This window comes from Acinetobacter sp. 12966 (assembly GCF_031196995.1).
In the GTDB taxonomy this organism is placed as follows: Bacteria; Pseudomonadota; Gammaproteobacteria; order Pseudomonadales; family Moraxellaceae; genus Acinetobacter; species Acinetobacter geminorum.
In genome coordinates, this window is sequence record NZ_JAVIMC010000026.1 from 40,510 (window position 1) to 62,324 (window position 21,815).

The 21,815-nt window shown below is 40.5% G+C and carries 18 protein-coding genes and 1 riboswitch; of the genes, 3 read left to right on the forward strand and 15 right to left on the reverse strand.

The window, feature by feature from the left end; translation table 11 throughout:
- Positions 1–27: 27 nt before the first annotated feature.
- Both RFW85_RS04595 and prfB read right to left on the reverse strand, forming a co-directional pair.
- Positions 28–330 (reverse strand): helix-turn-helix transcriptional regulator, encoded by a 303-nt coding sequence (locus RFW85_RS04595; protein ID WP_170248016.1) that lies wholly within the window; start codon positions 328–330, stop codon positions 28–30.
- Between the two features lie 221 nt (positions 331–551).
- A protein-coding gene (prfB, locus tag RFW85_RS04600; protein WP_099475557.1) for a peptide chain release factor 2 occupies positions 552–1,647 on the reverse strand; the annotation gives its coding sequence in 2 pieces (ribosomal slippage) (positions 552–1,574 and positions 1,576–1,647; 1,095 coding nt in all).
- 393 nt (positions 1,648–2,040) lie between these two features.
- On the opposite strand from prfB, the gene RFW85_RS04605 reads away from it, so the two are divergent.
- Positions 2,041–2,808 (forward strand): putative porin, encoded by a 768-nt coding sequence (locus RFW85_RS04605; protein ID WP_005078653.1) that lies wholly within the window; start codon positions 2,041–2,043, stop codon positions 2,806–2,808.
- Positions 2,809–2,853: 45 nt separating this feature from the next.
- Here the strand turns inward: RFW85_RS04605 and recJ are convergent, their stop codons facing one another.
- The 6 genes from recJ to RFW85_RS04635 form a co-directional block, all read right to left on the reverse strand.
- A complete protein-coding gene (gene recJ / locus RFW85_RS04610; protein WP_309171192.1) occupies positions 2,854–4,554 on the reverse strand; it encodes a single-stranded-DNA-specific exonuclease RecJ in 1,701 nt (566 codons plus the stop codon).
- The gene (gene pdxH / locus RFW85_RS04615) at positions 4,555–5,211 is read right to left on the reverse strand and encodes a pyridoxamine 5'-phosphate oxidase (protein WP_171545210.1); all 657 of its coding nucleotides are present in this window, start codon (positions 5,209–5,211) and stop codon (positions 4,555–4,557) included. It abuts the gene before it with no gap.
- Positions 5,212–5,221: 10 nt separating this feature from the next.
- Positions 5,222–6,559 carry a phosphoglucosamine mutase gene (glmM, locus tag RFW85_RS04620; protein ID WP_309171193.1) on the reverse strand — a complete coding sequence of 446 codons (1,338 nt, stop codon included), beginning with the start codon at positions 6,557–6,559 and terminating at the stop codon, positions 5,222–5,224.
- Positions 6,560–6,708: 149 nt separating this feature from the next.
- The gene (guaB, locus tag RFW85_RS04625; protein WP_002121951.1) at positions 6,709–8,175 is read right to left on the reverse strand and encodes an IMP dehydrogenase; all 1,467 of its coding nucleotides are present in this window, start codon (positions 8,173–8,175) and stop codon (positions 6,709–6,711) included.
- 135 nt (positions 8,176–8,310) lie between these two features.
- On the reverse strand, positions 8,311–8,676 hold the full coding sequence (locus tag RFW85_RS04630) for a YkgJ family cysteine cluster protein (RefSeq protein ID WP_170248012.1): 366 nt from the start codon (positions 8,674–8,676) through the stop codon (positions 8,311–8,313).
- Positions 8,677–8,766: 90 nt separating this feature from the next.
- A complete protein-coding gene (locus RFW85_RS04635; protein ID WP_170248011.1) occupies positions 8,767–9,564 on the reverse strand; it encodes an MBL fold metallo-hydrolase in 798 nt (265 codons plus the stop codon).
- Between the two features lie 226 nt (positions 9,565–9,790).
- Here RFW85_RS04635 and RFW85_RS04640 point away from each other — a divergent pair, with 226 nt between their 5' ends.
- Complete coding sequence (locus RFW85_RS04640; RefSeq protein WP_309171194.1) at positions 9,791–11,947, forward strand: TonB-dependent siderophore receptor; 2,157 nt, start codon at positions 9,791–9,793, stop codon at positions 11,945–11,947.
- A gap of 58 nt (positions 11,948–12,005) precedes the next feature.
- On the opposite strand, the gene RFW85_RS04645 is transcribed toward RFW85_RS04640, so the two are convergent.
- The 5 genes from RFW85_RS04645 to RFW85_RS04665 all read right to left on the reverse strand — a co-directional run bounded on the left by RFW85_RS04645 (position 12,006) and on the right by RFW85_RS04665 (position 18,888).
- Entirely contained in the window at positions 12,006–12,581 is a 576-nt protein-coding gene (locus tag RFW85_RS04645; RefSeq protein WP_005804434.1) for a TMEM165/GDT1 family protein, read from the reverse strand.
- A 15-nt stretch (positions 12,582–12,596) separates the two neighbouring features.
- A riboswitch (yybP-ykoY riboswitch) is annotated at positions 12,597–12,782 on the reverse strand.
- Between the two features lie 36 nt (positions 12,783–12,818).
- Positions 12,819–13,097, reverse strand: a complete 279-nt coding sequence (locus tag RFW85_RS04650) for a hypothetical protein (RefSeq protein WP_170248009.1) — start codon at positions 13,095–13,097, stop codon at positions 12,819–12,821.
- 146 nt (positions 13,098–13,243) lie between these two features.
- Positions 13,244–15,226 carry a 2-oxo acid dehydrogenase subunit E2 gene (locus tag RFW85_RS04655; protein WP_309171195.1) on the reverse strand — a complete coding sequence of 661 codons (1,983 nt, stop codon included), beginning with the start codon at positions 15,224–15,226 and terminating at the stop codon, positions 13,244–13,246.
- Positions 15,227–15,228: 2 nt separating this feature from the next.
- On the reverse strand, positions 15,229–17,946 hold the full coding sequence (aceE, locus tag RFW85_RS04660; protein ID WP_014207931.1) for a pyruvate dehydrogenase (acetyl-transferring), homodimeric type: 2,718 nt from the start codon (positions 17,944–17,946) through the stop codon (positions 15,229–15,231).
- A gap of 249 nt (positions 17,947–18,195) precedes the next feature.
- Positions 18,196–18,888, reverse strand: a complete 693-nt coding sequence (locus RFW85_RS04665) for a M23 family metallopeptidase (protein ID WP_046811806.1) — start codon at positions 18,886–18,888, stop codon at positions 18,196–18,198.
- A 100-nt stretch (positions 18,889–18,988) separates the two neighbouring features.
- On the opposite strand from RFW85_RS04665, the gene RFW85_RS04670 reads away from it, so the two are divergent.
- On the forward strand, positions 18,989–19,435 hold the full coding sequence (locus RFW85_RS04670) for a DUF721 domain-containing protein (protein WP_309171196.1): 447 nt from the start codon (positions 18,989–18,991) through the stop codon (positions 19,433–19,435).
- 97 nt (positions 19,436–19,532) lie between these two features.
- On the opposite strand, the gene lpxC is transcribed toward RFW85_RS04670, so the two are convergent.
- Together lpxC and ftsZ are read right to left on the reverse strand one after the other, a co-directional pair.
- Entirely contained in the window at positions 19,533–20,435 is a 903-nt protein-coding gene (lpxC, locus tag RFW85_RS04675) for a UDP-3-O-acyl-N-acetylglucosamine deacetylase (RefSeq protein ID WP_017399846.1), read from the reverse strand.
- A gap of 110 nt (positions 20,436–20,545) precedes the next feature.
- Positions 20,546–21,721 carry a cell division protein FtsZ gene (ftsZ, locus tag RFW85_RS04680; RefSeq protein ID WP_002121912.1) on the reverse strand — a complete coding sequence of 392 codons (1,176 nt, stop codon included), beginning with the start codon at positions 21,719–21,721 and terminating at the stop codon, positions 20,546–20,548.
- Between the last annotated feature and the right edge of the window lie 94 nt (positions 21,722–21,815).

Below are 21,815 nucleotides of genomic sequence, written 5' to 3' on the forward strand. Positions count from 1 at the left end.
ATCGCCTCGACTTACACTTTTAATAATTTAAAGTGTTTGTTTTAAATGTTCGATATATTGCTGAATCAAAGCTTCGTTACGTGAAAAATAAGACCATTGACCATATTTTTGGACCTGAATAAGCCCCGCCTGTTGTAACACAGACAAATGATTAGACATCGTAGACTGAGCTACTTTACCCAAACGTTCAATATGACCTGCACAAACACCCTTCTCAAAACTACCACCACACTCTTCCACCGGTAAATAACGTGCAGGTTCTTTTAACCATTGCAAAATTTGCCGACGTAGAGGGTTGGAAAGGGCTTTGCTAATTGCATCAATATCCATAGGCTCAACACGTCTTTTAAACGAACAAAGCTTTGTTCAGCATTTCGAAAACATAATATCGCATTTTTTCGATATTCATATCTATTTTTTTCGATATTCATATCGCATTTTTTCGATTAACATTCGAAGGCTGAACTGCTTTGCCGTTTTAATCGCTAAAAATCCAAGAGTTCTACATATTCATAGATGAACTGTATTTAAACTAAAAGTTCAGCAGACTCTTATAAACCTTGTTTTAAACTCGCTTCGATAAAACGATCAAGGTCACCATCAAGAACAGCACCTGTATTAGAGTTTTCAACACCCGTACGTAAGTCTTTAATACGCGAATCATCTAATACATATGAACGAATTTGGCTTCCCCAACCAATATCAGACTTAGAGTCTTCTAGAGCTTGCGCTGCTTCATTACGTTTTTGCATTTCCAATTCGTACAAACGTGCACGTAACTGTTTCCATGCGTGGTCACGGTTAGCATGTTGCGAACGCTGGTTCTGACACGCTACTACAATACCTGTTGGGATGTGAGTCAAACGCACAGCCGAGTCGGTCTTGTTAATATGCTGACCACCAGCACCAGATGCACGGTAAGTATCAGTACGAACATCAGAAGGGTTAATATCAATTTCAATATTGTCATCAACCTCTGGTGAAATAAATACCGCAGAGAATGAAGTGTGACGGCGGTTGCCACTGTCAAATGGTGATTTACGAACTAAACGGTGTACACCTGACTCTGTGCGTAACCAACCGTAGGCATATTCACCTTCAACACGAATCGTTGCTGATTTAATACCTGCTACGTCACCGTCAGACACTTCCATAAGTTCTGCTTTAAAGCCATGACGTTCAATCCAGCGCATATACATACGTAAAAGCATAGACGCCCAATCTTGTGCTTCCGTACCACCTGAACCTGATTGAATCTCTACATAGCAAGGATTCGGGTCCATTGGGTTACTAAACATACGACGGAATTCAAGTTTAGCCAGTTCATCTTCGGCAGCCCCAAGCTCAGACTGAACATCTTCAAGTAGGCTTTCATCGTCGGCTTCTACAGCCAAATCTAACATCGCTTTTGCATCTTCAAGCTGTGTAGACAAACCGTCCAATACATTAATAACGTTTTCTAGCTCACCCTTTTCTTTCGCCATCGCCTGAGCACGGCTTTGATCATTCCAGATCGCAGGATCTTCTAACTCACGTAAAACTTCTTCTAAACGTTCTTTTTTCAGATCGTAGTCAAAGATACCCCCGTAGTGTTTGGCTACGATCAGTTAAGTCTTTCAATTGGTTTAGATAAGGATTAATTTCCACGCGAGTGTTCCCATAAGAGCAGATAAACAGTCAATTATTTTAGCATAGCTGCAGTTATCTACGAACCTGCTTTGTATTTCTCCTCATATTTCACACATTTAATTACCAAACTTCCTTTAGTTCATTTTTAAGATTAATTGGTAACATCCTCATACAAAATTGGGTACTTTTACAGCATTTCTTATGATCTACACAAAATATCCTCAATTTTAATAAAATAAAACATTATGTTTTTATATTTAAAAATCAATATCTTAAATTAAATTAGTTTACATAAGTATCACACGGTTACAGTACGGTTACTTGTGCAAGATTGACGACCAAGCTTTTTCGTCTAGACTAAAAGTTGTAACAAAACATTTATAAAATCGTTTTTTAGAGGGGAGAGATTCCATGAAAAAACTAGCAATTGCATCAGCTCTTTTATCTGCTCTCGCAGTGAGTGGCGCAGCAAACGCTTACCAAGCTGAAGTTGGTGGTTCTTACAATTATCTTGATCCAGACAACGGTAGCAGCGTAAGTAAATTCGGTGTTGACGGGACTTATTACTTTAATCCTGTTCAAACTCGTAACGCTCCACTTGCTGAAGCAGCTTTCTTAAGCCGTGCAAGTAACGTTAACGCCCTTATCAACTATGGCGATAACAGCGGTACAAAAGATACTCAATATGGCGTAGGTGTTGAATATTACGTTCCTAACTCAGATTTCTACCTTAGCGGTGATGTAGGTCGAAACGAGCGTGAAGTCGACAACACCAATATTGACAGCAAAGTAACTACTTATGCAGCTGAAGTAGGTTATTTACCAGCTCCAGGTTTATTACTTGCTCTAGGTGTTAAAGGCTACGACGAAAAAGACGGTAAAGACGGCGCTGATCCAACAGTTCGTGCTAAATACGTAACTCAAGTAGGTCAACATGATGTAAACCTTGAAGCATTCGGTGCATTTGGTGATCTAGACGAATATAAAGTTCGTGGTGACTACTACATCGACAAAACTTTAAGTGTTGGTGCTGATTACTACAACAACGACTTAACTGATAAAGATGAATTTGGTATCAATGCTAAAAAATTCTTAAATCAGCAAGTAAGTGTTGAAGGCCGTGTTGGATTTGGTGATAACGACAACACTTATGGTGTTCGTGCAGCATACCGCTTCTAATCAAACCTAAAGTCATAAAAAATCCGCTCAATTGAGCGGATTTTTTTATTGGTTTAAATGTACGATGCGTAATTGTAAATTCACATTACCATTAAATGCATTACGATCTATTTCATAGACCAAATGTACATAATCGCGCATTGGGTCAAATTCAAAACGGCCCACTGCATTAAAAGCAATGGCATCAAAACTGTATTGGTCCAGTGCTAATTTAAGCTTCAAATGCGTTTCTTTAAGCCAGCGATAATCAATAACTTTAAAATGCCCCTCAAACTGAGGAAAAGGGAATTTTTGTCCCCATGGACCAAGCTGTTCTATCCAATCTAATGTATTTAGTTGCAAAGCCGAAGCTGGTAATTCCCCATCCGTCCATAGCGTTGCTTGAAACAAAGATTCGTCCATGGTTGCAATACAGCCAACAAAAACAGTTTTAAAAGCTTCGAAGTTTTCTTTACGTATGGTTAAACCTGCTGCTGCTGCATGCCCACCAAAATGGCTCACCAATTCTGGATGTTGTTCAGCAACCTGTTCAATCGTATCTCGAATATGCACGCCATCAATTGAACGTGCTGATCCTTTTATATGAATACCATCTTCATCAGGTGCAAACACAATAGTGGGGCGATGAAACTGTTCTTTTAAACGCCCTGCCACAATCCCGATCACGCCTTGATGCCAGTTTTCTTCAAAAAGTACAAGAGCCGGAGGAACGTCTTCTTTTGAGAGCTGCAAGCCATCTAAAGCAGATAAGGCTTGTTGCTTCATTTCCCCTTCGATTTGACGACGCTCTATATTTAATTGATTTAACTGTCTCGCGATTGGATAGGCAGATTCCATTGTGTCAGCTAATAAACATTCAATGCCTATACGCATGCTCTCCATGCGTCCAGCAGCGTTAATACGCGGACCTAAAACAAAACCTAAATCTTGTGCACGCAAAGATGAAGCCTCACGGCCAGCAATATCTAGCAACGCCAATATTCCGACTCGGCATTGATGTTGTTGAATACGTTTTACACCTGCGTCGACCAAAATACGGTTGTTATAATCTAGAACAGCAACATCCGCATATGTTCCTAAAGCAACCAAGTCTAGATATTGAGTGACTTTACTTGTACTTTTGCCTTGCTTGTTACGTAAACTTGCTAAATTGGCCAGTACATAAAATGCAACGCCAACACCTGCAAGCGCCTTACTTGGGAACTCACAACCTAACTGATTTGGGTTTACAACTGCTTCTGCAAGTGGTGTTTCTTTAGTGGTTAAATGGTGATCTGTAATAACCACTTGCATGCCCAGTGCATGTGCCGCATCAACACCAGCATGGCTGGAAATCCCATTATCGACAGTAATTAATAAATCGGGTTGATAAGTTTGATGTGCAAGCTCTGCAATTGCAGGGGTAAGTCCATAACCGTATTTAAATCGGTCTGGAACCAAATAGTCGACTTGTGCTCCCATATCGCGAAGCACCAATACCATTAAAGCTGTGCTGGTTGCGCCATCGGCATCGTAGTCGCCAACAATAACAATTTTTTTTTGCTCATCAATGGCTTGATCTATTAAGGCCACAGCTATCTCTAATCCCTTGAGCTGTGGAGCTAACAAATTCTTAAGCTTTAACTCTAATTCCTGTTCAGATTGTACCCCACGCCTTGCCAAAATTTCGGCAATAAACGAAGGCACGCCCTGAAATTGTTCAGGGCGTGTCAATAAAGGTCTTTGTTTGATTTGTATTTTTGTCATTTAAGGCATCAGTCGGTGCAGCATCCATTGACCGTCGATTTTTTCATAACTCAAGCGGTCATGTAAACGATTTGGTCGCCCTTGCCAGAATTCATAATAATCTGGCTGCAAACGATAGCCTCCCCAGAACTCTGGCTTATCAAGTACTTCACAATTTGTAACTTGCTGTTGTAACTCTTGAAAACGTTTCTGTAACAGCTCGCGACTTTCAATCTTACCACTTTGCGGAGTACTGATATGCGCTGCAATCTGGCTATCACGTGGTCGTTTACGATAGTAATCTGTAGATTCTTGCTCAGCAATTTTGACTACATGACCACCAACTCGTACCTGACGCTCTAGACTTGGCCAGTAAAATAATAATTCGGCATATGGATTTTCTGCCAAATCAATACCTTTCTGACTGTCGTAGTTAGTATAAAAATCATACCCAGCTTCTGTAGCCCCACGTAACAAAACTGTTCGAACATGAGGTCTGCCATTCGCGCTTGCTGTCGCTAATGACATTGCATAGGGTTCATGCAAATTGGCTGCTAGAGCATGGTTAAACCAACCAAGAAACTGCTGATGAGGATTAGATTCAACTTGCCCCTCATGCAATTCTCCTTGCTCGTAGCTTAAGCGTAATTCACTTAAATCTTTAATGACATCACTCATGTCATGCACCTTATGCGACTTGTGCTTGTGAACGAACTGAATCTGCTAAATGCTGAGCTAAAGCATTCACTTCTTGCTCATCATCACCTTCGACCATAACTCGAATCACAGGTTCTGTTCCTGACTTACGAATCAAGATTCGTCCACGGCCTTTGAGCTGTGCTTCTGCTTTATCAAACTCGGCAACCAATGCAGGAATAGAATACGGATCAAGCATTTGTTCTAAACGTACATTCACAAGAATTTGTGGGAATAATTTAAAATCTTGAACCAATTCATGAAGAGCTTTATTTTGCTCGACCATCACGGTTAAAACTTGAAGGGCTGCAATAATCGCATCACCTGTCGTACTCTTATCTAAAGTTAGAATATGGCCAGATGGTTCCCCACCAGTAACCCAACCATTTTCTTCTAAAGCTTGTAATACATATCGGTCGCCAACCTTAGCACGAACAAAACCAACATTCGCTTTTTCAAGTGCAACTTCGAGTGCCATGTTACTCATGACAGTACCGACTACGCCTGCTGGCTTATTTTGAGCCTGAGTCGCTAAAATATATAAAATATGGTCGCCATCAATTAAGTTACCAAACTTATCAACCATTACGACACGGTCAGCATCACCATCAAAGGCAATCCCTAAATCTGCTTGGTGCTCAACGACAGCTTTTTGTAGGTTTTCAGGATGTGTTGAACCACAACCTTCATTAATATTTAAACCATCTGGCTCATTATATAAAGCAACAACTTTTGCCCCTAACTCACGGAAAACCGAAGGACCAACACTATATGCTGCACCATGAGCACAGTCTAATACGATCTTTAAATTATTTAAGTCAAAGTGGTAAGGGAAAGTAGATTTACAAAATTCGATATAGCGACCATTCGCATCATTTACACGAACACTTTTACCTAAGTTTGCGGTGTCCTCAATAAACAAATCTTTTTCTAATTCGAGGTTAATTTCTTCTTGTAGAGCATCTGGTAATTTTTTACCTTCGCTTGAGAAAAATTTAATCCCATTATCAAAATATGGGTTGTGCGATGCAGAAATCACGATACCTGCATGCGCATGTAAAGCACGAGTAAGGTGCGCAATTGCTGGGGTTGGTAATGGGCCAAGTAAATGAACATATACGCCAGCAGCGTTTAACCCCGCCTGCAAAGCAGACTCTAAAATATAACCAGATAAACGAGTGTCTTTTCCTAATACAACAAGTGGCTTATTTTTTGGACTCGTTCGTTTTAATACCTTCCCTGCAGCAAAACCGAGTTTTAAAGCAAACTCTGGAGTAATAGGCATTTGCCCAAATTTTCCACGAATACCATCCGTTCCAAAATAACTCATAGCTTATCTCATTTTTACGCCACTTCAGCCGTGGCTTACTTCATATATGGCAATTCCGCCATATTTCTTTTCGTCAGATTTACTTTACACCAAAAACAAAAAGCCGTCAGTGTAATGACGGCTTTCTTGATTGTTTTGGTTACGAAAATCTAACCAACACGATAGTTTGGAGCTTCTTTAGTAATCGTTACATCATGGACATGTGACTCAGACATACCAGCTGAAGTAATTTTCACAAATTTTGCATTTTGGCGAAGATCTTCAATCACAGCTGAACCTGTATAACCCATCGATGAACGTAAACCACCCATCATTTGATGAACGATGTTACCCATTGGGCCTTTATATGGGACACGACCTTCAATGCCTTCTGGTACTAACTTCTCAGCACCCGCTTTTGAATCTTGGAAATAACGGTCAGCAGAACCAGTTGCTCCCGCCATTGCACCTAATGAACCCATACCACGATATGCTTTGTAGTAACGACCTTGGAAAAACTCAACTTCGCCCGGCGCTTCTTCAGTACCAGCTAGAAGTGAACCAACCATGATTGTGCTTGCACCCGCACCGATCGCTTTAGCCATATCGCCAGAGAAGCGGATACCACCATCTGCAATTAAAGGAATTTGATCTTTTAGTGCGCTAGCAACGCTGTCAATCGCAGAAATTTGTGGCATACCAATACCTGCCACAATACGTGTTGTACAGATAGAACCAGGGCCAATACCTACTTTTACAGCATCTGCACCTGCATCTAATAATGCTAATGCAGCATCACCAGTTGCAATGTTGCCACCAATCACTTGTACTTGAGGGAAGTTTTGTTTCACCCAACGTACACGTTCAATTACACCAGCAGAGTGACCATGTGCTGTATCAACAACAATTACGTCAACACCAGCTTCAACCAATGCTTCCACACGACTTGGTGTATCAGCACCTGTACCTACCGCAGCACCAACACGTAAACGACCAAGATCATCTTTACAACTGTTTGGATAGCTCTCGGCTTTGCGGAAGTCAGTTACTGTAATTAAGCCTTTAAGTTCATTGCTCTCACCAACGACCAAGACTTTTTCAATACGGTGTTTTTGCAATAATGCTTGAATATTTTCTTTAGACTCGCCTTCACGTACAGTTACTAAACGATCTTGGCCTGTCATAATGTTGCTAACAGGTTGTTCTAAATTGGTTTCAAAACGCGTATCCCGGCCTGTCACAATACCAACAACCTTGCCATCTTTAACAACAGGTACACCGCTAATGTTATTAGCAGAGGTAATTGCAATCAGTTCACGTACTGTAGTTTCAGGCGTTACAGTGATAGGATCTTTCACCATACCCGCTTCGAATTTTTTCACACGGCGTACTTCTGCAGCTTGAGCAGCAATATCCATGTTTTTGTGCAAAATCCCGATACCACCATTTTGTGACATCGCAATCGCCATACGTGACTCAGTCACTGTATCCATTGCAGCTGAAACTAATGGGATATTTAAATGAATGCCGCGAGTTAAACGTGTCTTTAAAGAGACATCTTTTGGGAGAACAGTAGAGTAGGCAGGAAGTAATAAGACATCATCGAAGGTTAGCGCTTCTTGAACGATGGTCAGCATAACAATCTCACTGGTAAATTCCGTGAGCTATTATAAACAAATTTCAATGCAATTTTCATATTATCTTTGCCTTTTTCAGCAATAGATATTCGCCTACTCTAAATATTTCTCACTTATTATTGTGTTAGCTCATATTTAACTCACCTGATCATAGTCATGATCATTTTCAGAATCGGCTGGGTTAATACGAATAAGAGGAATAAGCTGGTGCGCCAAACGAGCTTTATTACACTGCTCATCTCCCACCTGCACTTCTCTACAGGTAGAACTACGTACAGCATAAATAGAACACCCCACCTCTTTGCCAATTTCACCTGTCAAAGCCTGACAACGTGGCTGAGCCCGATTAGTTCCACGCATACAAGAATAAACAGGTGTTAAAGGTTCAACGAGGTGTTCATCCATTAACTCGGCCTCAGCCCAGTAAAATGAAACCCGAAAATGTGCACAACATGCCCCACAGCGTAGGCACTCATCTGGAGTCGCAACTTGAGATAACATTTTATTCAAATTCTCGTCATCAAAGGTTTTTCTGCGACGAAAAATACTAAAAAAATTTCAATTCCGACTCAAGATAATGGACCTCATTTTTTAAGTTGGACAGCTAAAAATTTGCTCATTCATTAAATCTACGCCGCATGGCAAGGTCTCAATCCAGTCTAAAAACTGATTGACCATTTCTTTACCAATAAATGGACTTCCATGCTGAGGAACGATCATTTCAATATCCATTTGCCGCACCATGTTAACCCACAAACGGATAACCTTATTGGAACACATATAGCGTTGGTGAAAAGCCTTCATTTTCATAACGTGGGTATCGAAATCTTTTAAAGGCTGATTAGCATCCTCAACAATCGAGGCACCCATATCGCCAGAAAATAAAATTTTGGCAACTGGATCATAAAACTGAAAATTACCCACCGAATGTAAGAAGTGAGCGGGAACTACCACAAGCTTGGATTCTCCTAAAGTAATCACTTGGCCGCGGTCGGGTAATTCAATAAGGCGGTCTTCCCAATTCCCTTTCATACGCTCACTCATAAATGAGGAATTTAGGTGCGGTAAAAAACGTGCCCATAATTTTGATGCAACGACTTTAGCATCGGTATAAACCAGCCAGCGTGGCATTGAAGTAATAATGTCCGGATCTTGATGCGAGGCCATCACATAGTCCAGATTTTTCAAACGTGTATATTTATTCAACTCCATCGTTAATGGAACGTAGGTCAAATCGCCACCTGGGTCGATTACAGCAGCGCGTTCATGATCAATAATTAAAAATTGATTGGCTTGAATGCCTTCCCCTTTAACCAAGCTGGTAAAACTAATACATTTATGTACGCCATTATCAAATAATATCTGCGATGTTGTTTTTTCAAACCCCATACAATTCCCCAAAAAACTTTAAATATTAGATATTTTTATATCCATAATAAAATAATGGGATTCAACAACTCATGCAATGAATTACTTTATCTTTCTCATAATATTTTAAAATTGATTTTGGTTTTCTTATTTTATAAATGAATCATAATGTTATTTAAAATTAAACCACAATAAATTAAAATAATTCTCATTATCAAATTTACTTTTTGTGCTGCTTAGGCCTCCCATGAATCAACCCTTCAGTTTTTCAACATCAAAAACATTGTTAGCAGTTGCTATTTTTACTTCGATGACAGCAAGTCACGCTGAAGAAATAACAGAACAACAAAATTCAACCAGTGTTCTCCCCACTATTTCTGTTCAAGCGCAAAAAGAAAGCTCTTCACCTTACGTCGCAACGAAAGCAAACTCTGCCTTAAAATCAGACGCACCTTTATTTAAAACTGCTCAGTCGGTTTCAGTGGTGACCCGTGAGCAACTTGACCAAAAACAAGCAAAGACACTTACAGATGCACTTGAAGGCGTTGCAGGTGTTGGAGCTGGGAAACTTGGTCGTCGTGGTTGGGATGATTTCATTATCCGAGGACAAACTTCTTCTGATTCAGTTTATGTAGATGGTTTAAGAATTGGTCAAAGCTCTCCAACTCCATCTGTAGCAGCTGAAATATCAGGCATGGATCAGGTACAAGTTTTAAAAGGGCCTGCATCTATTAATTTTGGTTTGGTTGCTCCAGGAGGTATGGTCAACTTAGTAACTAAACGCCCTCAAGCTGAAAGCTTTGCTCGGGCCACTATGACTTATGGCAGCTACAGCCTTAAAGAAGGTACGTTCGATTTAAACTATAGTCCTAATAATAGTGAAAAAGGTGCTTTCCGTTTAAATGGTCGTATCTCAGACCAAGATGACCCAACAGATTATGTATATTTTAAAAATTACTACATCTCTCCCTCTTATAACTTTGACTTAGGGGATAACACTGATCTCTCTGTCATCGCAAGCTATCAGCATCGCGAATACATCCGTCAACAAGGTTTACCTGTCATTGGTACATTAAAAGACAATCCCAACGGGGCTATAGACCGAAGTTTATATATTGGCGATCCTAACTTTGGTAAATATGAAGCAGATGTTTACCGCACAGGTTATACCTTTAAACACGCTTTTGATAATGGTTGGAACTTTAATCAGAACTTTGCCGTACAAAAAACTGAAATGGATGGTACTGCTGTCTTTGCTCGCACGGGCAACAACTTTTGGGCAGATAAAAACTACACCACCATTAGTCGTAAAAATAACAGCCGCCACCAAATTATTGATAATTTAAGCTTTGCCATCGATAACCGTTTAAATAAACAGTTTGATTTATATGGTATGCAGCACGATCTTAATGTAGGTGTTGATGCCTTTCAGGAAAAAAGTGATTACACCAACAACCGTTGTAATGTCGGGGATTTAAACATATATGCTCCTGTATATGGGCAAACTGTTACCTGTTCCAATCCTATCAGCAACCACGATATTAACCGCTTAAAATACACAGGATTATATATTCGTGACCTTATTCAGCTTAATGACCAATTACTTTTAAGCTTATCTGGTCGTCAAGACTGGGCGCAAACTCAAACTACAAGTCTGGTTAACAGCAATACGAGTAAACAGTCTGATGAAGCATTTACGGGCAGCGCCTCTATGATGTATACCATTAATGACATTGTGGCTCCTTATGTCAGCTATGCCACCTCGTTTACCCCAAATAGCGGTACTGATGTAAATAACAATCCGTTCAAACCTGAAGAAGGGAAACAGGTTGAAGTCGGAATGAAATTACAAAGCCCAGATCAACGAGTTCAAGGTGCTATCGCTTGGTATGACCTAAAACGTCAGAATGTTGTAGTTAATGATCCAATTAATACGAGTGAGAAAGTTCAGCGTGGCGAACAATTAACTCGTGGTATCGAGACTGAGCTAAGCGCAGAAATTTTAGAAGGTTTAAAATTAACGGCTGCCTATACCTACACAATTGATGCTGAAATTAGTAAAGATGCAAATGTGAGCAATGTAGGAAAAGCACTCGATAATATTCCTGAACATGCTTACAGTCTGTCGGCTCGTTATAAATTTGACCCTGCCTCAAAACTTGGTTGGTATATCGGCGGTGGATTCCGTGGTGAAACTTATAAAACTATGGATAAGTTAGATGTCCATATTCCAGGCTATACCGTATTTGATACAGAAGCTGGCTATGATGCAGGACATTGGGGTGCTCAACTTGCGATCCGTAATCTATTCGATAAAGATTACTATGCAGGTGCCTTAAATGAAAATTTGGTGACTTTAGGTAATCCACGTCAAATTAACTTTACTGTGAAATTTAACTATTAAAATTAGCTACAAAAAACGCACTCTTTATGAGTGCGTTTTTTTGGCAGCTTAAAATGCGTTAGAAGAAATAATGCTGTACTAAAGTAGAGATACCTACAATTAAGAAAATAGCAGCGCCAATTTTATGAATGAGCGAGATAGATAAACGTTCAGCCAATTTATTACCAATAAATACAGCAGGTGCATTGGCAATCATCATCCCTAAGGTTGTACCTAACATCACCCAAAAAATGCTGTCATAACGTGCAGCTAAAGCGACTGTTGCAATTTGGGTTTTGTCACCAATTTCAGCTAAGAAAAATAAGATGAAGGTAGCACCAAAAACACCAAATTTTTGCCATCTGTTAATACTATCCGTTTCATCGTCTAACTTATCTGGAATAAGCATCCAGAAAGCCATACCAATGAAGCCAGCTGCAAGAACCCAGACTAAAATTTCGGGGCTCAACACGGTCGTAATCCACTGTCCAAGTACAGCAGAAATACCATGATTAATTAGAGTAGCTAAAAGAATCGCAATAAGAATAGGGATTGGCTTACGGAAACGTGCAGACAGTAAAAGGGCCAATAATTGGGTTTTATCGCCCATTTCAGCAAGGGCAACAATCGAAGTAGAAATCAGAAATTCTTGCATGTCGTTTCTCTGGCTAGCATAAATGCCCATGACCTACCCCTCCTGCTAGCCAAATATCTGCAGAGTGGTAAATCAAAGGTCTTGCCAACTCGGAAACGATGAGACGTTTAAGCTATGATGACCATGTTCTGTTGAACAATTATGTTGATCATCACCTATTCATTTAGAAATGAATAGCGGCTACTCCCCAATGAAGTATGTGCTTATTATATTCGAGTAGTTCTATTTTTCAAACATTCATGCAAAAAATTTTATCCATACCCAAACCAACAATCGTCCTAGACCCAATAGTAAAGCTAAACAAATACTTAAGTTGACAAATCCAAAATTATTAATGCCAGTTACGTGCTGAGATTGAAACTCAAATGGCAAAATAAGCATTGCTACAAATACTTCCAAGCCCATTGCAACGTAGGTCATCCATTCCCAAGGAAAGTGTAAAACACTCACCCACAGCCCCATTAATAAAAATACAATTAATAGAATCGGCACCATGATTTTTAAAAATCCTACCATTTATTCTTTCTCCTTTACCTAATAACGAGAAATTTCTCCTCTCTCGACACTTCATTTTTCGTCTTTAGATTAACTTAAAACCAATTAAATTAAATATCAAAATAAAACCCCGCCGAAGCGAGGTTTTAATGATTCATTTAAAAATATTAGATTAATAAAGTACGAATATCTTTAAGAAGTTTCGTAAGCTTATTAGTAAAGCGAGCCGCATCTGCACCATTAATTACACGGTGGTCATAAGACAACGACAACGGCAACATTAAGCGTGGATCAAAGTCTTTACCATTCCAAACCGGTTGCATCGTTGCAGGTGAAATACCCAAAATCGCAACTTGCGGCCAGTTCACAAGTGGTGTAAATGCTGTACCACCTATTGCGCCCAAACTTGAAATAGTGAAATTCGCACCTTGCAAGTCTTTCGGTGTTAATTTCTTATCACGTGCTTTTTGACCTAACACACCCAATTCAACTGCAATTTGCTTAATTGATTTTTGGTCTGGGTTACGAAGTACTGGCACAGTTAAACCATCAGGTGTTGCTACCGCAATTCCCATATGGATTTCATTGCGCAAGAGCACTGATTTACCGTCATCAGATAGATGACCTGCGAATTCACGCTCTTCTTTCAACAAATACGCAACCGCTTTGATAATGAACGCCATAATCGTCAGGCTGATACCTTCTTTTTTGAAGTTGCCTTTTAGCTCATTGCGCCAATCTTCCAACTCAGTAATATCAGCCAAATCAAACTGAGTGACTTGCGGAATAAAGTTGTTCAACGACAATTGCGGAATTGATACTTGCTGCAAACGCGTCAGTACTTTTTCTTCTACACCACCAAACGCAGTGAAGTCAGGAAGCTTTGGCAAACCTGAAACAGCTGGTGCAGCCGCAGCAACCGGTGCAGCTTGTGGCGCAGTTAAACGAGTCTTCACATACGCAAAGATATCTTCTTTAACAACACGGCCATGTTCACCAGAAGTTTTAACTTGAGATAAAACTACACCAAGTTCACGAGCAAGCTTACGAACAGCTGGTCCTGCATAAACTTTAGCATTTTCAGCTTCTTGTTCTTTGGTTAACTTATCACTACCAGACGCTGGAGCAGATACAGCCTGAGTCGGAGTAGGAGCTGCCGCTTTAGGTGCTGCTGCCTGTGGAGCTGGAGCTACTTCTGCTTTTGCCGCTGGTGCCGCAGCAGGTGCTTGGCCTTCAGCTTCAATTGTTGCAAGTAATATACCTTGTGAAACCTGTTGGCCTGCTTGCAAGTGAATCGCTTTCACAACGCCAGCAACAGTACTTGGAACTTCAACAGTCGCTTTATCTGACTCAACCACAACAAGGCTTTGGTCTACATCAACTTTATCGCCAACTTGTACCAAAATTTCAGCAACAACTGCTTTATCTACACCCAAATCAGGAACGTTAATATCAATTGGTCCAGATTGAGTAGCAGTCGATGCTACAGTTTCTTGTTGAACTGGTGCAGGCGCTGCCGCTGGAGCTGCTGTAGAAGCAGGAGCTTCAACTGGCGCACTTGATGCAGACGTTGTTTTCACTTTAATGAGCACAACACCTTCTTTAACTGTATCGCCTTCTTTAACTTGAATGCTTTCTACAGTACCAGCGACACTGCTTGGTACTTCTACAGTTGCTTTGTCAGATTCAACAACAACGATGCTTTGCTCAACATCGATTTGCTCACCAACTTTTACTAAAATCTCACCAACTAGTGCTTTTTCAACACCAATATCAGGAACTTGAACTTCAACCACTTGGCTCGTGGTTGCCGCTGCTGGTTGTGCAGCAGTTGAAGCCTGTTGTACCGCTGCCGGTGCTGCTGTTTGTTCAGCTGCTGGAGCAGGTTTTGCAACTTCTTCTGTTTGAGCTACAGGTGCAGTACCTTCAGCTTCAAGTTCAAGCAATACCGTACCTTCAGTTACGCTATCGCCTTCTTTGATTAAGATACTTTTTACCACACCTGCTGAAGTGCTAGGCACTTCAACAGACGCTTTATCTGACTCAAGCAAAACAAGGCTGTCATTTTCAGCAATGCTGTCGCCAACTTTTACTAAAATTTCAGCAACAACTGCTTTGTCTACACCAATATCAGGGGTCTTAATTTGCATGCTTAGTTCCCCTCACCTGTTTGCGTTTCATTATATTCAGCAACTGCCTGAACTTCTGGATGCGCTTGAGGAGCCCATGCCACTGGACGGTCAGTATCTAACTCAAAGTTAGAAATTGCGTCTTTAACTAAACGTGCGTCCACTTCACCTTCGTCAGCTAATTTTTTCAAAGTAGCAACAACGATATGTGCAGCATCAACACCAAAGAAACTACGTAAGTTAGCACGTGTATCTGAACGACCGTATCCATCTGTACCTAATGCAACAAATGGGCGACCATCTGGAAGATACGCACGGATTTGTTCGCTATAAGCACGCATATGGTCTGTTGCTGAAACAACGATACCTTCTGTACCACGTAACTGTTTAGATACCCAAGATTCTTTCACTTCTTCAGAAAGTGGGTGTAAACGGTTGTATTCTTCACATGCCATACCATCACGTGACAACTCATTGAAGCTTGTTACACTCCAAACATTTGAATGGATTTGGTATTCATCACGTAAGATTTTCGCAGCCTTGATCACTTCACGAAGAATCACACCTGAACCAAGTAATTGGACAGTTGCTTTTTCATCTTTCTCGAACAAGTACATACCACGTTTAATGCCTTCCTCAGCGCCTTCAGGCATTGCAGGATGCTCGTAGTTTTCGTTCATTACAGTTAAGTAGTAGAACACACGCTCTTGGTTCACATACATACGTTTTAAACCGTCATGCACGATTACAGCCAACTCATAACCAAAACATGGATCATAAGATACACAGTTTGGAATCGTGTTCGCCAAGATATGCGAATGACCATCTTGGTGCTGTAGACCTTCACCGTTCAACGTTGTACGACCAGCAGTTGCACCCAACAAGAAACCTTGAGCTTGCGCATCACCTGCTGCCCACGCAATGTCACCAATACGTTGGAAACCGAACATTGAGTAGTACATATACATTGGAATCATTGGCAAGTTATTCGTTGAATAACTTGTTGCCAACGCAGCCCATGCACTCATCGCACCAGCTTCGTTAATCCCTTCTTGTAGCATGTGACCGTCACTTGCTTCACGGTAATGCATTAATTGTTCTTGGTCTTCTGGGGTATATTTTTGACCGTGAGCAGCATAGATACCGAGCTGACGGAACATACCTTCCAGACCAAAAGTACGTGCTTCATCTGGAACAATTGGTACTACGCGGTCTTTAATTGCTTTTTCTTTGAGTAAAGAAGCAATTAAACGAACCATCACCATCGTAGTAGATTGTTCTTTACCACCTGAACCATTTAATACAGCATCAAATACAGATAATTCAGGAATCGCTAAGATTTCACTCTCTTTACGACGTGCAGGTAGGTAACCACCTAACGCTTCACGACGCGCCTTCATATACTTCATTTCTGGAGAGTTTTCACTTGGGCGGTAGAATGGAAGCTCTTCTAACTTATCGTCTGTAAATGGAAGATTGAAACGGTCACGTACATATTTCAAAGAGTCAATCTGCATTTTTTTGATTTGGTGAGTTTTGTTCACCGCTTCAATTTCTTCAGACAAACCGTAACCTTTAACAGTTTTCGCAAGAATAACTGTTGGTTGACCTTTAGCTTTCATTGCTTCTGCATATGCAGCAAACACTTTGTAAGGGTCGTGACCACCACGGTTGAGATTATCGATGTCTTCATCGCTTAAATCTTTTACAAGTTCCGCAGCTTCTGGGTACTTGCCAAAGAATTTCTCACGCGTGTATGCACCACCTTTCACTTGATAGCGTTGGTACTCACCATCAACTGTCTCTTCCATTACCGCTTTCAAAGCGCCTGAGGTGTCTTTTGCAAGAAGTGGGTCCCAATGACGACCCCATACCACTTTAATGACACGCCAGCCCGCACCACGGAATAAAGATTCTAACTCTTGAATGATTTTACCGTTACCACGTACCGGACCATCTAAACGCTGTAAGTTACAGTTAACCACCCAAATAAGGTTATCAAGCTTTTCACGACCAGCAAGTGAAATCGCACCAGTACTTTCTGGCTCATCCATCTCACCATCGCCAAGATAAGCCCAAACTTTACGATCTTCTTCTTTGATCAAGCCACGGTTCATCAAATATTTTTGAATATGTGCTTGATAAATCGACATGATTGGACCAAGGCCCATTGATACAGTTGGGAATTGCCAATAGTCAGGCATTAAATATGGATGCGGATAGCTTGGTAAACCGTTACCGCCAACTTCACGGCGGAAATTACTTAACTGTTCTTCAGTTAAACGTCCTTCAAGGAATGAACGTGCATAAATACCAGGAGCACAATGCCCTTGGTAATAAATCATATCTCCGCCAAAGCTATTGCTGTTTGCGCGGAAGAAATGGTTAAAACCTACGTCATATAATGTTGCACTTGATGCGAAACTCGCCAAGTGTCCACCTAAATCATCACCTGTTTTATTCGCACGAAGTACCATTGCTAAGGCATTCCAACGAATCAATGCACGAATACGGCGTTCCATATCTTGGTCGCCTGGCATTGCAGGTTGTTCTTCAACAGAAATTGTATTTAAGTAAGGTGTATTGAGACGTTGAATTGGAACATGCTTAGCAATTGCTTGTTGGTAAAGTTTTTCCAACAAGAATGCCGCTCGTTCAGTTCCCATATGTTGTAAAACTGAATCGAATGCATCTTGCCATTCTTGGGTTTCTTGTGCGTCGGAGTCACCGTAAAACGCCATAATTCACCTGTTCCTTGTTCTCTAATCTACTTTGTATTTTTACCACGTTTTACCCCTTTCAAGTTATTGCCTCGGGTGAATGTAAGGGGGCCCTATTATTTTCTGAATGAATAGTCATTGACCGAGCAGTAAACAAAATAACAAAAAAACGCCAATAATGGCGTTTTTTTATACAATCTTTGCGTTAAAAAAGGTTTAGCTTAGTTTTAGATTCATAAATTTAATAACCTTACTTTTTTAACTATGCTTTTATGGAAGCATCGCCAAGTAAGTAGTTGGGTTTTTACGTTGCCCATCTTTTACAACTTCATAATGCAAATGCGGACCTGTACAGCGACCTGTACACCCTACATTAGCAATATGCTCGCCTGCAGATACTTGATCGCCTACACGCACCATTAAACGTGAAGCATGAGCATAACGCGTTAAATAGCCATTACCATGGTTAATTTCAACATATTGACCATAGCCAGTGCCCCAGCCAGATTTAGTTACAATACCTGGGCCTGTAGCGTAGATTGGTGTACCACTCGGAGCAGCCAGATCTAAACCGCCATGATGTTCTGCACGACCACCCATGGTGCGACCACCAAAGTTTGAAGAAACTCGTACAGTATCAGGAAGAGGATGAGAAACTAACCAAGAGTAAGAATTTGAAGAAGAGGCATTAAAAGAATTTTTTGCGGTTGTGTTACCGTACTTCTTTGCGAGCGACTCATTATTGAGTTCAACTGTTTTTTGGCGTAAGGTCACTGAAACTTTCGCACTCGCCGGAAGATCTAAATCATCAGGATGAGTATATGAACCTTGAGATAATGTTTTTGATAGCTGTTCCAATCGATCTGAGTCAGTAGATTGGTTAATTGTTTGATAATCTGCAAAAGCAACTGATGCTGCCGAAGCGGCAAGTGAAAACGCTAATAAAATACGACGCGTGTGCATAAAAACCTCTTGAAACTGTTCTTACTCAAGTTCCTTATGATCTCTTCCTTGATATCAATTGAAATGAACGCTTAAGATTAAGACAAGAATCTATCCGAGAATGACCATGTCCAAACCCGATAACGTTTTTCAACAAACCGGAAAACACATAAAAACAGGAAACCTTACGTTTCTAACAACGCAAGTCGCGCAATGGCAAAGACTTACGAAAATTATCCAACCCTTATTGCCCCAACCGGAACAATGGCAGGTTGTGTGTTATCAAAATGGCTCTTTAATCATTACTGGTGAAAATCAAGCGATGATTAGTCAACTCAGTTATTTACAGAACCAATATGTATCTAAATTATCTCAGCTCGAAGGCCTAAAAGACCTACAAAGAATTCAGGTTCGATTAAGAAATAAAACTATTTCAAATGCACCCTCATCTGAGCCATCTAAACCCATCCCCCCGGAAACACAAGAAATGTTACGTAGTGCAGCCGACTTTGTGAGCGACCCTAAGCTTAGCCAAGCTTTACTACGTTTGGCAAGCAATAAAAAATGATGAGCTTTATATTTCTTAATTAGAATCGTTCTTATTATGTGATAATAATCACACTTTTTAATGTTACATTATAACATAGCCAAGTAAAGACAATGACTTATGTCACGCTCACATATGGAATTGGACATTGATTCTCGTCATCAAATGTTACAATTTCATAATTACTCGGATCACTTTGAACATTGCGTAACAACTGGTTATTTAAAGCATGTCCTGATTTATAGCCATCGAACTTGGCAATAATTTGATGACCAAGCAAATACAAATCACCTACTGCATCTAAAATTTTATGTCTAACGAATTCATCAGCGAAACGTAAACCTTCTTCGTTGACCACACCTGTATCATCTACACCAATTGCATTATCTAAACTTGCACCTAGTGCTAAATTATTTGCCTTCAGGTAATCCAGATCTTTCATGAAACCAAAAGTACGTGCTTCACTGACTTCATAAACAAAAGTTTCGGTCGAAAAGTCGATCGTGGCAGATTGATATTCTTTAGCAAATGCCGGATGGTCAAAATCAATCGTGAAATTTAATTGAAAACCATTGTGAGGGCTGAAAATTGCTTTCTTATCATCGATGAGTGCTTCAACTGGTTTTAATATTCTAATGAATTTTTTCGGTGCATCCAGTTCACGTAATCCACCTTGCATTAAAAGGTAAATAAATGGACCAGCACTTCCATCCATAATTGGAACTTCAGAAGCTGACACCTCAACAATCAGGTTATCAATTCCTAAACCTGCAATTGCACTCATTACATGCTCAATTGTTCCTACTTTTATATCTCCCGTTACCAAGTTGGAACACATAAAAGCTTCTTGAATCAATAAAGCATTGGCCGGGATATCGACAGGTGGATCCAAATCGATACGGCGAAATACAATACCTCCATCCACGGTATGTGGAATGAAATTGATCATCACTTTTTGACCGCTATGAAGACCTATTCCACTCGCTTTTACCACACGATTGAGAGTACGTTGTTTCACCATGCTTTGTAACTTCTTTTTTAAAACCGCTATACGTTAGCATATTTAGTCATTGATCAAAAATAAAAAAAGGCAGTGTTTAAACACTGCCTTTCATTAAACCTAACGATTATTTACTTACGTTGCTGATTTTTCAAGTAATCTTGAATACTCATTGGAGAAGAACGCGGAGTAGAACTTGCTGTGCTACTGACTTCATTATCAGCGTTTTGACGCTTATTGATTGCAGGAACATCATCTTCATCAACAGATTGAGCTGATTGAGACGATGCATGGCTTACCGTATTACGTTTTCTCGGTTCAGCATCTGCTGCATTACGAGTTAAACCAGTTGCAATCACTGTTACGCGTAATTCATCACGTGCATCTGGATCAAATACTGTACCGTAGAAGATTTCACCTTCATCAAGGTCAACAATCTGGTTCACAACATCAGTAATGATTTCAGTCTCACGTAACGTAATGTCATCACCACCCGTAATGTTAATTAACACGCCTTTGGCATTAATAATATTTACGTTATCAAGTAATGGACTACGGATCGCTTGTTCAGCAGCTTGACGCGCACGATCTTCACCACGACCTAAACCAGCACCCATCATTGCATAACCGCGAGTACTCATTGCAGTTTTCAAATCGGCGAAGTCAAGATTAATGTGACCACGATTAACAACCAAGTCAAAAATACTACGTACAGCGTTTAACAACACATCATCAGCTTTTTTATAAGCATCTTTCATTGAAATATCGCCATATACGCTTAGTAAGCGTTGGTTAGGGATAATAATCAATGAATCAACATGTGCTTCAAGTGCTTCAATACCACGTTCAGCAGACTTTAAACGGCGGCGGCCTTCAAAGTTAAATGGTGTTGTAACTACACCAACAGTCAAAATACCCATTTCTTTGGCAACTTCAGCCACAACAGGCGCTGCGCCAGTACCCGTACCACCACCCATACCAGCGGTAACGAAAACCATATCGGTACCTTCAAGGTGGTGACGAATGATTTCACGGCTTTCTTCTGCTGCAACTTGCCCTACTTCAGGGTTAGCACCAGCACCTAGACCACGTGTACTTTGCTCGCCTAACTGAATTTTGAAAGGTGCATTCATACAGTCCAGTGCTTGTTTGTCTGTATTGGCACAAACGAATTTAACACCTTGAATATCAGACTGCACCATATGTTGAACGGCATTACCGCCACCACCACCTACACCAAATACAGTGAAACGGGCTTGACCGTTGCCATCGTTTAGTTCATCTTCTATAAATTCAAATGAGGCCATGACCTTTAGGGTTCCTAATACATTATGGCAGTCACTTCAGCCCGTATACTGCCTTGATTTTCAAAAATAACTAATTTTAAGAATGCTGTGCAAT